The organism is Stenotrophomonas sp. PD6 (assembly GCF_049199305.1).
Taxonomy (GTDB): domain Bacteria; phylum Pseudomonadota; class Gammaproteobacteria; order Xanthomonadales; family Xanthomonadaceae; genus Stenotrophomonas.
In genome coordinates this window covers 88154-102053 of record NZ_JBLZQD010000007.1, presented here as the reverse complement: position 1 = coordinate 102053, position 13900 = coordinate 88154, and the positions used below count along the sequence as shown (strand labels likewise).

At 68.0% G+C, this 13900-nt stretch carries 8 protein-coding genes and 1 pseudogene; 7 read left to right on the top strand and 2 right to left on the bottom strand.

Features of this window, described 5'->3' with window-relative positions; all coding sequences use genetic code 11:
* The first annotated feature begins 254 nt into the window (after positions 1 to 254).
* The 6 genes from ACOZHM_RS11940 to ACOZHM_RS11915 all read left to right on the top strand — a co-directional run bounded on the left by ACOZHM_RS11940 (position 255) and on the right by ACOZHM_RS11915 (position 10065).
* On the top strand, positions 255 to 2717 hold the full coding sequence (locus tag ACOZHM_RS11940; RefSeq protein ID WP_421569481.1) for a GH92 family glycosyl hydrolase: 2463 nt from the start codon (positions 255 to 257) through the stop codon (positions 2715 to 2717).
* Between the two features lie 73 nt (positions 2718 to 2790).
* Positions 2791 to 3861 (top strand): LacI family DNA-binding transcriptional regulator, encoded by a 1071-nt coding sequence (locus tag ACOZHM_RS11935; protein ID WP_421569480.1) that lies wholly within the window; start codon positions 2791 to 2793, stop codon positions 3859 to 3861.
* A gap of 44 nt (positions 3862 to 3905) precedes the next feature.
* Positions 3906 to 5216: an L-fucose:H+ symporter permease gene (fucP, locus tag ACOZHM_RS11930; RefSeq protein ID WP_421569478.1), complete on the top strand. Its 1311-nt coding sequence runs from the start codon at positions 3906 to 3908 to the stop codon at positions 5214 to 5216.
* A 7-nt stretch (positions 5217 to 5223) separates the two neighbouring features.
* Positions 5224 to 6222 carry a carbohydrate kinase family protein gene (locus tag ACOZHM_RS11925; RefSeq protein WP_421569477.1) on the top strand — a complete coding sequence of 333 codons (999 nt, stop codon included), beginning with the start codon at positions 5224 to 5226 and terminating at the stop codon, positions 6220 to 6222.
* A complete protein-coding gene (locus ACOZHM_RS11920; RefSeq protein ID WP_421569475.1) occupies positions 6219 to 7412 on the top strand; it encodes an AGE family epimerase/isomerase in 1194 nt (397 codons plus the stop codon). Before ACOZHM_RS11925 ends, ACOZHM_RS11920 begins: the two co-directional genes overlap by 4 nt.
* 25 nt (positions 7413 to 7437) lie before the next feature.
* A complete protein-coding gene (locus ACOZHM_RS11915; protein ID WP_421569473.1) occupies positions 7438 to 10065 on the top strand; it encodes a beta-mannosidase in 2628 nt (875 codons plus the stop codon).
* A gap of 231 nt (positions 10066 to 10296) precedes the next feature.
* Here ACOZHM_RS11915 and mtnC read toward each other — a convergent pair whose 3' ends face one another.
* Both mtnC and ACOZHM_RS11905 read right to left on the bottom strand, forming a co-directional pair.
* Positions 10297 to 10995 (bottom strand): acireductone synthase, encoded by a 699-nt coding sequence (gene mtnC, locus ACOZHM_RS11910; protein WP_421569471.1) that lies wholly within the window; start codon positions 10993 to 10995, stop codon positions 10297 to 10299.
* Positions 10996 to 10998: 3 nt separating this feature from the next.
* The gene (locus tag ACOZHM_RS11905; protein ID WP_421569470.1) at positions 10999 to 11556 is read right to left on the bottom strand and encodes a 1,2-dihydroxy-3-keto-5-methylthiopentene dioxygenase; all 558 of its coding nucleotides are present in this window, start codon (positions 11554 to 11556) and stop codon (positions 10999 to 11001) included.
* A 107-nt stretch (positions 11557 to 11663) separates the two neighbouring features.
* Here ACOZHM_RS11905 and ACOZHM_RS11900 point away from each other — a divergent pair.
* Positions 11664 to 13727: pseudogene (locus ACOZHM_RS11900) on the top strand (ATP-binding protein); the annotation flags it as partial.
* Positions 13728 to 13900 lie beyond the last annotated feature (173 nt).

Genomic DNA, 13900 nt, shown 5'->3' with positions numbered 1-13900 from the left:
CAGGCGTCGAACGGGTCGGATGAGCCCCTCGGCGTGGCCCGGCGCGAGAGAGGGCCGAATCCGTCATGTTGCGCCGCAGAATGCATCTCCGGAATTCCCCATGCTTTACTTAAATCGATCTAAATTCATGCCAGCGTGAATTTGGAGCGATCCAAAGGGGAGCGAAGGGGGACATCCGCGGCAGGCACCACGCCCGCCAGCGCGAGGTTTGCCGGACGTCCCGTAGCACCGTCATCGACCACAGGAACCCTTACATGCGCCGATCGTCGTCCATCTTCGCTCTTTCATCGCTGCGCCGACCGCTGGTCGGCTTGGCCTGCCTGACCGTGCTGGGCTTCGCGCCGCTGCTGCAGGCCGCCCCGGCCGGGCTGGAAGGCGAGGTCAACACCTTCATCGGCAGCAAGGATGACGGCAATACGTTCCCCGGTGCCTCGGCGCCGTTCGGCCTGGTCCAGGTCAGCCCGATCGGTGAGCACTACGCCGGCTGGCGCTACGACGACCCCAAGATCCGCGGGTTCGGCCATTCCTTCCTGTCCGGCGCCGGCTGCTGGGAGCAGGGCGGCCAGGTCTCGGTGCTGCCGGTGACCGGCAGCATCGGCCCGGGCGGCGACTTCGACACCGACAGCGCCAAGAGCTTCGACCACAAGACCTATGCGTCCGGCTACACCCATGAGGGCGAGGTCGGCCAGGCCGGCTACTACAAGGTGCGGCTGACCAGCTACGGCGGCATCGACGCCGAAGCCACCGCGCGCACCCGCGCCGCGGCCGAGCGCTACACCTTCCCGGCCGAGGCGGGCACCGGCCATGTGCTGGTCAACGTCGGCCAGGCCAACGAACGCCATTCGGTGATCGGCAGCGTGATCGACGTGGTGGGCGACCGCGTGGTCGAGGGCAAGCTGGTCACCAAGAGCTTCTGCGGTGGGCACCAGTACACCACCTGGTTCCGCATCGAGTTCGACCGCCCGTTCAAGGCCTTCGGCACCTGGGGCGAGGGCGGTGGCCTGCCCGGTGCGCGCCACGGCATGGAAGGCGAGCTCAAGCCCAGCGGCGCATGGCTGAGCTTCGATCTGTCCAAGGGCCGCGCGGTCACCGCCGTCAGTGCCATTTCGCACGTGGACGCCGAAGGCGCGCGCGCCAACCTGCGCAGCGACGGCATGCAGGACGGTCGCCTGCTCGGCTTCGAGCGGATGCGCACGCTGTCCCAGCAGCAGTGGCGCAAGGAACTGTCCACCGTGCGCGTGGACAGCAAGCACGCCGATGACCGCACGGTGCTTTACACCGCGCTGTACCACGCGCTGCTGCAGCCGCTGACCGGCAGCGACGCCGACGGCCGCTATCGCGGCTACGACAACAACATCCACCGTGCCGACGGCTGGACCTACTACGAGTACTTCTCGTTGTGGGACACCTACCGTGCGCAGAACCAGTGGCTGGCGCTGACCCGCCCGCAGGTGACGAAGGATATCGGCCGCAGCCTGCTGGCCATCAACGAGCAGGGTGGCTGGCTGCCGCGCTGGGGCTACGCCAATTTTGAAACCAACATCATGACCGGCGACCCGGTCACCCCGTTCATGGTCGACCTGTGGCGCTTCGGCGCGCTGGCCGGGCGCGAAGCCGAGGCGTACACCGCGCTGCGCCGCAATGCGTTCGAGCTGCCGCCGATCAACTCGCGCCATGCCGGCCGCTCGGGCAATCCGGGCTATGTCGAGAACGGCTACGTTGCTTATGACCGCGCCTTCCCATCCAAGGGCATGGACGTCGATCGGCACCACGGTGGCTCGGCCACGCTGGAATACGCACTGGCCGACTGCGCGCTGTCGCAGATGGCCGACGGGCTCGGCCATGCCGACGACGCGGGCATCCTGCGCGAGCGCGGCCGCAACTGGCAGAAGGTGTGGGATCCGAGCGTGCGCGACGAGGAGACCGGCATGAGCGGCTTCCCGCGTCCGCGCATGGACGACGGCAAGTGGTATGTGCCGGCCGACGGGCACTACAGCCCGCGTTCGCACCACGGCTTCCATGAAGGCACCGCGTGGCAGTACCAGTGGCTGGCCCAGCAGGACATGCCGGGGCTGGTCCAGGCCATGCACGGCCGTGAGCTGGCCGGCAAGCGCCTGGATGCGTTCTTCGCCTACGACGCACTGCTGCAGTCGCCGCTGCAGGCGGCGCGCAAGGAATGGGTGGTCGGTCCGTACAGCTATTACAACCAGTACCGCTACAACCCCAACAACGAGCCGGACCTGCACACCCCGTGGATGTACACGCTGATCGGCCAGCCGTGGAAGACCGCCACCGTGGTGCGCGCCGCGCAGCAGCTGTTCACCAACGCGCCCAACGGCGTCACCGGCAACGACGACCTGGGCACCATGTCGGCGTGGTACCTGTTCAGCGCGCTGGGCCTGTATCCGGCGGTGCCGGGCAGCGGCCAGTTCCTGCTGCACACCCCGCGCTTTGCCAAGGTCGAGGTCGACCTGGGTCAAGGCCGCACGCTGCGCCTGCAGGCGCCCGGCGCCGACGGCCGCAAGCTGCAGTACGTGCAGGGCGTGAAGGTCGATGGCCAGGCGCACGCACCGGTCTGGCTCGACTGGAACCGGCTGCAGCAGGGCGGCACCATCGCCTACACGCTGGGCGACACGGCACCTGAAGCCGGCTGGGGCACCCGGGTCGACGCCCTGCCGGTGTCGTACTGCGCTACCCCGGGGGCCACGTTGGAATGAGCCCGCGCGCCTCGATCCGTTGACCGATGTGATCGTTTAGGCTTGCAGGACTCATGAGGACGCCGACGCCACGATGAAAAAGGACACTTCCACCGCCAAGGGAACCCGCGCCAGCACGCCCCGTGCCGGCGCCGCACGCGCGGTCACCGTGACCGACATCGCCGATGCCATCGGCGTGTCGCGGGCCACGGTGTCGCTGGTGCTGCGCGGCAGTCCCCTGGTCAACGTGGACACCCGCGCGCGGGTGGAGGCCGAGCTGCGCCGGCAGCGGTATGTGTACAACCGGGGGGCGGCCAACCTGCGTCGGCGCACCTCGACCAGCGTGGCGCTGGTGATCAACGATCTGTCCAACCCGTTCTTCGCCGAATTTGCCTCCGGCGTCGACGAGGCGCTGGGTGCCAAGGGTTTCGTGACCCTGCTCGGCAGTACCGGCGAGTCGCCGGTGCGGCAGCAGGCGGTGCTGACCACGCTGATGGAACACACCCCGGCGGGCCTGATCCTGTCGCCGGCCGAGGGCAGCGATGCCACGGAAGTGCGCCAGGCGGTGGGCTTCAATGCCAACGTGCTGTTGTTCAACCGCGAGCTCAAGGGCGGCGACTGGGATTTCCTCACGCTGGACAACCAGCAGGGTGCCTACCTGGCCACCCGGCATCTGATCGCGCAGGGCCACCGCCGCATCGCGTTCTTCGGCGGGCATGCCGAGTCCAGCTCCTGCCACCAGCGCCGTACCGGCTATGCACAGGCGTTGGCCGAGGCCGGGTTGTCCGTGCAGGCCGACTGGCTGATCGAATCGGCGCCCAACCGGCTTGAAGCCGCGGCACGGTCGGGCGAGCTGTTCGCCGGCGAGGTGCCCACTGCGGCGGTCTGCTACAACGACACCGTGGCGCTGGGGCTGATGCTGGGCCTGGCCTCGCGCGGTGTGCAGCCGGGCCGCGATTTCGCGGTGACCGGGTTCGATGATATTTCCGAGGCGGCCGTGGCGTTGCCACCGCTGACCACCCTGACCGTCAATCCGCGCGAGCGCGGCCGCCAGGCGGCCGAGCTGCTGCTGCAGCGGCTGGACGATCCCACTGCCGCACCGCGCCATACCGTGGCACCGGTGCAACTCGTTGTTCGTGACAGCAGCGGCCCCGCCGTCGGCTGATCGCGCTTCCCCTCCACCCGCCCGCGCACTGAGGCGCGTTACGCATGCCCATTTCTCCAACGCCCCGACTGCCCACCTCGTCATCCTCCGCACCCGTGGTCAACACGCGCATGGCGTTGGCGGTGGCCACCACGATCTTCTTCATGTGGGGCTTCCTGACCTGCCTCAACGACATCCTGATTCCGCACCTGAAGGCGGTGTTCGAACTGAACTATGCCAAGGCGATGCTGGTGCAGTTCACCTTCTTCGGCGCGTACTTCCTGATGTCGCTGCCGGCTGGCCGACTGGTGGCGCACCTGGGCTACAAGAAGGGCATCGTGGCCGGCCTGGCCATCGCCGCCGTGGGCGCGCTGGGCTTCTGGCCGGCCGCCGAACTGCGCGTCTATGAAGCGTTCCTTGGTGCGCTGTTCGTGCTGGCCACCGGCATCACCGTGCTGCAGGTGGCGGCCAACCCGTACGTGGCACTGCTGGGTCCGGAGCAGACCGCGTCGAGCCGGCTGACCCTGGCGCAGGCGTTGAACTCGCTCGGTACCGCGATCGCGCCAATTTTCGGTGGCCTGCTGATCCTCGGCAATACGGTCAAGAGCGCCGACGAACTGAACGCGCTGGGCGCCGCCGAACAGCTGGCTTACCGCACCCAGGAAGCGCAGGCGGTGCAGGGGCCCTATGTGGGCCTGGCGATTGCGCTGGCGCTGCTGGCGGTGTTCGTCTACCTGTTCCGTCTGCCGGCGTTGAATGAAACCACCGAGCAGGCCGACCCGGCCAAGCACACCCTGATGGATGCGCTGCGCCATCGCCATGTGCTGTTCGGCGTACTGGGCATCTTCTTCTACGTCGGTGCCGAAGTGTCGATTGGCAGCTTCATGGTCAACTACCTGTCCATGCCCAACATCGGTGGCTTCACCGAACAGCAGGCCACCGGGTTCGTGTCGGCTTACTGGACCATGGCGATGATCGGGCGCTTCGCCGGCTCGGCGATCATGATGCGCTTCTCGCCGCGCCTGCTGCTCACCCTGTTCGCCTCGGCCAACGTGGCGCTGCTGGCGCTGACCCTGAGTACCGAAGGGCATGTGGCGGTGTATTCGCTGGTGGCCATCGGCCTGTTCAACTCGATCATGTTCCCGACCATCTTCGCGCTCAGCATCGAGCGCCTCGGCGCGCTGACCAACAAGGCCTCCAGCCTGCTGATCATGGCGATCGTGGGCGGCGCCATCGTGCCGTTCCTGCAGGGCCTGCTGGCCGACCGCATCGGGCTGCACCTGTCTTTCATCCTGCCGTTGCTGTGCTACGGCTACATCCTCTTCTACGGCGTGTGGGGCTCTCGCCCGCGCGCCGGTTTCAGCCAGGGGGGCTGAGCGCGTCATGACCAAAATTGTTTGTTTCGGTGAGATTTTGATCGATCTACTAGCGCAGCCGCCGGCCACGCCGGACACGCCGCGCGCGTTCCTGCAGTACGCCGGGGGCGCCCCGGCCAACGTCGCCGTGGCCGCCGCGCGGCTGGGGGCGGACACCCATTTCGCCGGCATGCTGGGCCAGGACATGTTCGGCGACTTCCTCGCCGACAGCCTGGCCACCGCGGGCGTGGCGACCGACTGCATCGTGCGTACCGACGCGGCCAAGACCGCGCTGGCGTTCGTGGCGCTCGACGCGCACGGCGAGCGCAGCTTCAGCTTCTACCGGCCGCCGGCCGCGGACCTGCTGTTCCGCGCCGAACACTTCACGCCGGCGTGTTTCGAGGGCACCCGCAGCTTCCACGTGTGCTCCAACAGCCTGACCGAGGCGGCCATCGCCCAGGCCACGCTGGAGGGCATGCAGCGCGCCCGCGCCGCCGGGGCGATGGTAAGCCTGGACCTCAACCTGCGTCCGGCGCTGTGGCCTGCCGATGTCGACCCGACCGCGCAGCTGTGGGAAGCGCTGGTGCTGGCCGACCTGGTCAAGCTATCGCGCGAGGAACTGGAGTACCTTGCCGCGCCGCTGGGCGCCGACGGCAATGCCGTGGTCATCCAGCGCCTGCTGGCCGCCCATGCGCAGGCCGTGGTGGTCACCGATGGTGCCGCGCCGATGCGCTGGCATACCCGCCACGGCAGCGGCGTGGTCACCGGCTTCCAGGTGCCCACCGTGGACACCACCGCCGCAGGCGACGCGTTCGTGGGCGGGCTGCTGTTCGCGCTCGGTGAGCGCGGCGCCGATGGCGCGGCGTTCGTCGACTTCTGCCGCGATCCCGCCGGCTTGCAGGACGCCATTCGTTTCGGTGCCGCCGTCGGCGCGCTGGCCGTGACCCGCAAGGGCGCGTTCGCCGCGATGCCGAGCCTGGCCGATGTCCAGCAACTGCTGCAGCAACAACAGGAAACCGCCGCATGACCACCGCCATTCCCGCCCAGCCCGATTTCCGTTCGCCGGATTTCCTGCGCGCGCACATCGCGCAGAGCATGGCGTTCTACCAGCCGCACGAGATCGACCCCAACGGCGGCTTCTTCCACTACTACCTGGACGATGGCACGGTCTACGACGCCGGCCACCGCCACCTGGTGAGCAGCACCCGGTTCGTGTTCAACCACGCCATGGCGTATCGCGAATTCGGCAAGCCGGAAGACCTTGCCGCGGTCGAGCATGGCATCCGCTACCTGCGCGAGGTGCATCGCAACCCGGCCACCGGCGGCTACGCGTGGACCCTGCGCGACGGCGTGGTCGAAGATGCCACCAACCACTGCTACGGCGTGGCGTTCGTGCTGCTGGCCTACAGCTGCGCGCTGAAGGCCGGCATCGCTGAAGCACGGACGTGGATGGACGAGACATGGCAACTGCTGGAAACGCGCTTCTGGGAACCGGCGTTCGGCCTGTACAAGGACGAAGCGGACGCGGACTGGAACTTCAGCGATTACCGCGGCCAGAATGCCAACATGCACATGTGCGAGGCGATGCTGGCCGCGTTCGAGGCCAGTGGTGACGCCCGCTACCGCGACCGTGCCCTGCTGCTGGCCGACCACATGACCCGCCGCCAGGCGGCGCAGGGTGAGGGGCTGGTGTGGGAGCACTACGACCCGCAGTGGCAGATCGATTGGGACTACAACCGCGACAACCCCAGGCACCTGTTCCGCCCGTGGGGGTTCCAGCCTGGCCACCAGACCGAATGGGCCAAGCTGCTGCTGATCCTGGACCGCCACGTGCAGGCCGACTGGCTGGTGCCGACCGCGCGCCACCTGTTCGATACCGCCGTTGCGCGCAGCTGGGACGAGGCGCGCGGCGGCCTGTACTACGGCTTCGCGCCGGACGGCAGCGTGTGCGACGACGACAAGTACTTCTGGGTGCAGGCCGAATCGCTGGCCACCGCGGCGCTGCTGGCCGCGCGCACCGGTGACGCGGTGTACTGGGACTGGTACGACAAGCTCTGGGCGTACGCCTGGCAGCACATGATCGACCACCAGTACGGCGCGTGGTACCGCATCCTGGATGCGGACAACCGCAAGTACAGCAACGAGAAGAGCCCGGCCGGCAAGACCGACTACCACACCATGGGCGCGTGCTACGAAGTGCTCAACGTGGTGCGTTGAGTTCGACCCTACAGTGAGGCGATGCATGAAGCGTTGGGCGTGGCGTGGTGGTCTGGTTCTCTTGCTTGCGCTTCATGCGCTGTCCGCCGGTGCGGCGCAGCTGCAGGCGCAGTGGTCGTTCCGGCTGCTGCCGGGCAACGCGCAGCTGCAGGCACACCCCGAGGCGGGCCAATGGCGGCCTGCCTCGGTACCCGGGTCGGTGCACACCGACCTGCTCGCCAACAAACTCATTGCTGACCCGTACGCTGGCGCGCCGGAGGCCGGGCTGCAGTGGATCGGACTGGCGGACTGGGAGTACCAGGGCCGTTTCGACGTGGACGCCGCGACGCTGGCCGATGCCCATGCCGAGCTGAGCTTTGAAGGCCTGGATACCTTTGCCGAGGTCAGCCTCAACGGCCGTGCGCTGCTGCGCGCCGACAACAGCCACCGCACCTGGCGGGCGCGGGTGGATGGGCAGTTGCGGGCTACCGGCAATGTGGTGCGGATCGTGTTCCGTTCGCCCATCACCACGCTGCTGCCCGGCGTGCAGGCGATGCCGCACAAGATCGCCGGCAATTACCCATCGCCTTACGGCGATGAGCCGCGCGATGCGATGGTCGGCAACTTCGTGCGCAAGCCGGGGTATCACTTCGGCTGGGACTGGGGCCCGCGTTATGTGACGGCCGGGATCTGGCGTCCGGTGCAGCTGGAGAGCTGGAACGCGCAGCGGATCACCGATGTTGCCGTGCAGACGCTGACGCTGGATGCGCGCCGTGCGGATCTGAAGGTTGAGGTGGACGTGGACAGCGCCGCTGCGCGCAGCGTGCCGCTCAGCATCTCCGTGATCGATCCTGACGGGCGTGTGGCCGCCACGGTGGAACGGACGGCCGCGCTGCGTGCCGGCCAGCAGGTGGTGTCGGTGCCGGTCACGCTGGACCGCCCGCGTCGCTGGTGGCCGGTGGGCCACGGCGAGCAGGCGCGTTACACAGTGCAGGTGGTGGTGGACGCCGGTACAACGGAAGCGTCCGAGTACCGCATGCGCACGGGCCTGCGCACGGTGGAACTGCGGCGCGAGAACGACGCCAAGGGCGGGCAGGGCTTCGCCTTCGTCATCAATGGCGTGCCGATCTTCGCCAAGGGCGCGAATGTGATCCCGTTCGACATGTTCCCCGCGCGGGTCGATCCGGCGCGCATCCGTCGCGAACTGACCGCCGCCCGCGACGCCAATATGAACATGCTGCGCAACTGGGGCGGCGGCTACTACGAAGACCAGGTGTTCTTCGATATCGCCGACGAACTGGGCCTGCTGGTCTGGCAGGACTTCATGTTTGGCGGCGGCATGCAGCCCGGCTACGATCCGGCGTTCCGCGCGAATGTGGTGGCCGAAGCGCGCGACAATGTGCGCCGGCTGCGCGCGCATCCCAGCGTGGTGCTGTGGTGCGGCAACAACGAGGAAGAGACGGCCTGGAAGGACTGGGGCCATGGCCGCGACCTGAAAGCCGCTGACCCCGCCTTCGCTGCGCGGGTCTGGCAGGGCTACGTGGACCTGTTCGGCAATGATCTGCGCCAGGTGGTGGCCGAGGAGGGGCTGGGCGTGCCGTACTGGTCCAGCTCGCCGAGCAACGACCTGGATACGGTGGCCAATGATTCCACGCGCGGCGACAAGCACTACTGGCAGGTGTGGGGCAATCCTGCGCTGCCGGTGCAGGCGTACCTGCGCGAGACGCCGCGCTTCATGTCCGAATACGGCCTGCAGGCCTGGCCGGTGCTGCGCACGCTGGAGGGCATCATTCCGCCGGACGAGCTCAGGGTGGACAGCGACACCGTGCGCGCGCACCAGAAGTTCATGGCGGGCGAGGGCAATCAGCGGCTGCTCCAGTACGTGGAGCGTGAGTTCGGCACGCCGCGCGACTTCCCGGATTTCGTGTATCTGAGCCAGGTGATGCAGGCCGAGGGCATCGCGCTGGCGGCGCTGCACCACCGTGCGTCGCGGCCGTACACGATGGGCTCGCTGTACTGGCAGCTCAACGATGTGTGGCCGGGCGCGTCGTGGTCGAGCATCGATTACGCCGGCCGTTGGAAGGCACTGCATTTCCATGCAAAGCGCTTCTTCGCCGACCATGCGGTAGCGGCACTGCGTGACGAGGGCACGACCCGGATCAGCCTGTTGAACGATCTGCAGCAGCCGCTCAAGGCGCAGTGGCGGGTGCGCGTGATGGATGTGGATGGCCGCCTCGTATCGAAGCAACAGCATGCGGTGACGGTGCCCGCGCTGGCGGCGTTGGACGTTGGGCGTTTCACCGATGCGCAGTTGCTGGGCAACGCCGATCCGACCCGCACGGTGGCGGTGGTGGAGCTGCTCGAGGGCACGCGGGTGCTGTCGCAGCAGGTGGTCTATTTTGCGGCGGCCAAGGACATGCAGCTGCCGAAGGTGCAGGTCGACAGCCGCTGGGTGCAGGACGGCGATGACACCGTGTTGGAGCTGAGGGCGGCGCAGCTGGCGCGCGGGGTGTGGGTAGCGTTCGACGGGATGGATGCCACGCTGGACGACAACGCCATCGATCTGGTGCCGGGTGACCCGGTGCGGATCAAGGTGAAGGCAGATGCCGATCTGGAAACGTTGGGCAAGGCGCTGCGGATCCGCTCGGTGGCGGATGCGATGACAAGTCGGTAACCGCCGGCGCGGTGCTGGATGCATGGACGGGCCGGATGGGGATCGGTGGGTCGGTTCCCAAACGACTGCACGCATCGCTGATCGACGCTGGGACGCATGACCTCAAACGGAGATGCCTCTCCGCCGAAGGTCATGCGTTAAAGAGGTCGCGGCCGCTATCGGCAGTCGTTTGGGAACCGACCCTACCGATGTCGTTCCTGCGAGGTGCGGATATCGATCGCGCGGACTCGCTTACAGCGTGATCTGCAGGAAATTCTCCACCCGATCATGACCGTGCGTGGCTTCGCCGGTGCGCGGCAGCGGGTAATCGTCCAACCGATCCAACAGACGGGTCTGCAGGCCGGCCTCGCGGGCGGCATCCAGCTCCTCGACCACATCCGACAGGAACACGATCTGCCCCGCCGGCACGCCGATGGCGGTGACGATGTTGCGGTAGCTGTCAGCCTCACGCTTGCCCCCAATCTCGGTGTCGAACCAACCCGACACCAGTCCGGTCAGGTCGCCGGCCTCGCTGAAACCGAAGAACTGCTTCTGCGCCGGCACCGAACCGGACGAATACACGTACAGCGGCTTGCCTTCGGCATGCCAGCCGCTCAGCACGGCCGCCACTTCCGGATAGAAGTGCGCTTTGTAGTCGCCGTTGCGGTAGCCGTCTTCCCAGATCATGCCCTGCAACGCCTTCAGCGCGGTGTGCTTGCGGTCCTGGTCGATCCAGCCCTGCAGGGTTTCCACGATCAGGCTGTCCTGGCAGGCGCCGCCGATCTCCACCGCCACCGCATCCAACCAGCGACGCACCTGCGGCTGCTGGCCATGCGCGGCGACGAACGCCGGCAGCGCCTTGCGCGCATATGGGAACAGCACGTTCTTGACGAACGAGATGCTGCTGGTGGTGCCTTCGATGTCGGTGAGGATGACGGTGGGGTGGGGCATGGATCAGGACGCCTTGGTCGGAATGTAGCGGGGGAATTTCTGCGCGATGTCGGTGCCGGTGAAGTGGCCGACCCAGCCATCCGGCTCGGTGAAGAAGCGGATGGCGACGAAGCTGGGCTCATCGCCCATATCGAACCAATGGGTGGTGCCGTCCGGCACGGCGATCAGGTCGTTCTTGACGCACTCGATTTCGTAGACCTTGTCGTCCACGTGCAGGGTGAACAGGCCGGAGCCGGCGACGAAGAAGCGGACTTCGTCTTCCTTGTGGAAGTGTTCGTCCAGGAATTTCCTGCGCAGCTCGGCGCGGTTAGGGTTGTCCGGGGCGATCGAGGCCACGTCCACGCTCTTGAAGCCGTGCTGGGCGACCAGGCGGTCGATGTCGCTGCGATAGGCAGCGAAGACCTCGTCCTGGCTGGCGCCCGGGGCAACCTCATGGGCAGCCTGCCAGCGCTCGAAGGTGACGCCGATCTTCTGCAGTTCATCGGCAATCCGCGCGCCGTCCTGGGTATCCAGCAGCGGGGCGTCGGGAAGATGGTGGTCGTAAATGCGCAGTCGGCTCATGGCGGCAGCTTGAACGGCGAGGGGGGATACTAGTGTGTAGTGGCGGGGGGGGGCCGGCCCCCCCCCCCCCGGCCCCCCCCCCCGCCGGGCAACTGGTGCAGGGCCTGCTGTGCGGGCCGCAGGACCAGCTGTGGCTGGCCACCAGCCAGGGACTGATGCGCTGGGTGTCCACGCGTGCGACCTTCGAGCCGTTGCGCGGCGCCACGGCCACCAGCGTCCTGGCCATGGCGCGCGCCAATGACGACAGTGTCTGGGTCTCCGAGGAAGGCCGGCTGACCCGATACCGCTGGAATGGCAGCCAGCTGGAACGGCTGGGCATGGTGGGTGGAGCGGCCGGCTACCCGGAACTGTCGGCGACGGGGCTGGTGGTGGACGCACAGGACATCGTGTGGGCCGCCAGCGCGCGCGGCCTGATCCGCGTGGATGCCAAGCAGGGCAGCGTCCGCCAGTACGGCGTGCGCGACGGTCTGCCGAGCCAGGAATTCCGCCGCAACACGCTGGTGCGTACCGCCAGCGGGCACATTGCAGGGGGTACGCCGGCCGGCGTGGTGCTGTTCGACCCGGACCAGGTGCGGCCTGCCACCCGGCGCGCGCCGCTGGTGATCGAGCGGGTGGAGGTGCGCCGTGGCGAACGCGTGCTCGACCTGACCCACCTGGCCCCGCTGGAGATCGCCGACGCCGATCGCGACCTGCGCATCGTGGCGCGGTTGTTGTCCTTCGCCGATTCGTCGTCCAACAGCTACCGCTACCGCCTGGCCGGTTACGACCCGGACTGGGTGGAAGTGGGCCCGGGCGGCGAACGCGTGTTTTCCCGCCTCCCACCGGGGCGTTACCGGCTTGAAGTGCAGGCGCGCTCGGCCGACCTGGTCTGGTCACGGGTGCAGGTACTGGATTTCCGTGTGCAGCCGCCGTGGTGGCGCAGCCTGTCGGGCCTGCTGGTGCTGACCTCGGTTGCGCTGCTGCTGATGAGTCTGTTCGCCTGGTTGTACCGGCGTCGCCTGCAGCGCCGGCATGCCTACCAGCTGGCCGTGCACAAGCAGGAACTGGCCGAGCAGGCATCGGCCGCCAAGACCCGTTTCCTGGCCAACCTGGGCCATGAGGTACGCACGCCGATGACCGGCGTCCTGGGGATGAGCGAACTGCTGCTGAGTTCGCCGCTGAGCCCGGAGCAACGCGGCTACACCGAGTCGATCCGGCACGCCGGCGAGCACCTGCTGCATCTGGTCAACGATGCGCTGGACCTGGCGCGGATCGAGTCGGGGCGGTTGCAGCTGCAGGTGCAGCCGTTCCCGCTGCAGGGCGTGATCGACGACGTGTGCATGCTGATGGCGGCACTGGCCGGCCAGAAGCAGCTGCGTTTCGTGGTCGACAATGGGCTGCCGCCGGGCATCTGCAGCGTGGGCGATGCGGTGCGGGTGCGGCAGATCCTGCTCAACCTGCTGGGCAACGCGGTGAAGTTCACCGGCCATGGCGAGGTACGCCTGAAGGTGCGTGCGCTGGCGCCGGACCGCGGGGTGTACTTCGAGGTCTCCGACACCGGGCCGGGCATCAGCGCCGACCAGCAGCAGCGTTTGTTCCGCCGGTTTGAACAGGCCGATGGCGCGCGCACGGCGGCGCAGTATGGCGGCAGTGGCCTGGGCCTGGCGATCTGCCGCGAGCTGGCGCTGGCGATGCAGGGGCAGATCGGCGTGGAAAGCCAGCTGGGGGTAGGGACACGCTTCAGCGTCACCCTGCCGTTGCCGCTGCAGATGGCCGATGACACGGTGGGCGCGGCCGGCGTGTCCGAAGGGCAGCCATTGCCGCCGCTGCGCATCCTGCTGGTCGAGGACGACGCGACGGTCGCGAGCGTGATCGTGGGTCTGCTGGGCGCGCGCGGGCACCAGGTGGTGCATGCCGGGCACGCGCTGGCGGCGTTGCGCGAGGTGAGCGATGGGCCGTTCGACGTGGCCTTGCTGGACCTGGACCTGCCGGGGCTGGGCGGGATGGAGCTGGCCGGGCATCTGCGCAACCAGGGCTATGAGATGCCGTTGGTTGCCGTGACTGCGCGCACCGACCCGGGGGTTGAACAGCAGGTGCGCGATGCCGGCATACAGGGCTTCCTGCGCAAGCCGGTCACCGGCGACCTGCTGGAGCAGGCGATCGCGCGGGTGTTGGTGGACGCGCGGCTGTAAGGTCATCGGACGGGTAGAGCGGACTGTTAGTCCGCTGCATGCCACGCCAGCGGACTAACAGTCCGCTCTACAACCGTGGGGGGAGAAAACCCCCGGGGGGCGGGTGTAGGCGGCGGACGGCCCCCCCCCCGCGGCGGGGGCGGGGGGGGGGGGGGGGGCCCACAAGTAGCGGG

What these genes read in the sequence shown, in the direction of transcription:
- ACOZHM_RS11940 (WP_421569481.1), top strand. Translation starts at nt 255, where the DNA reads ATGCGCCGATCGTCGTCCATCTTCGCTCTTTCATCGCTGCGCCGACCG.
- ACOZHM_RS11935 (WP_421569480.1), top strand. Translation starts at nt 2,791, where the DNA reads ATGAAAAAGGACACTTCCACCGCCAAGGGAACCCGCGCCAGCACGCCC.
- fucP (WP_421569478.1), top strand. Translation starts at nt 3,906, where the DNA reads ATGCCCATTTCTCCAACGCCCCGACTGCCCACCTCGTCATCCTCCGCA.
- ACOZHM_RS11925 (WP_421569477.1), top strand. Translation starts at nt 5,224, where the DNA reads ATGACCAAAATTGTTTGTTTCGGTGAGATTTTGATCGATCTACTAGCG.
- ACOZHM_RS11920 (WP_421569475.1), top strand. Translation starts at nt 6,219, where the DNA reads ATGACCACCGCCATTCCCGCCCAGCCCGATTTCCGTTCGCCGGATTTC.
- ACOZHM_RS11915 (WP_421569473.1), top strand. Translation starts at nt 7,438, where the DNA reads ATGAAGCGTTGGGCGTGGCGTGGTGGTCTGGTTCTCTTGCTTGCGCTT.
- mtnC (WP_421569471.1), bottom strand. Translation starts at nt 10,995, where the DNA reads ATGCCCCACCCCACCGTCATCCTCACCGACATCGAAGGCACCACCAGC.
- ACOZHM_RS11905 (WP_421569470.1), bottom strand. Translation starts at nt 11,556, where the DNA reads ATGAGCCGACTGCGCATTTACGACCACCATCTTCCCGACGCCCCGCTG.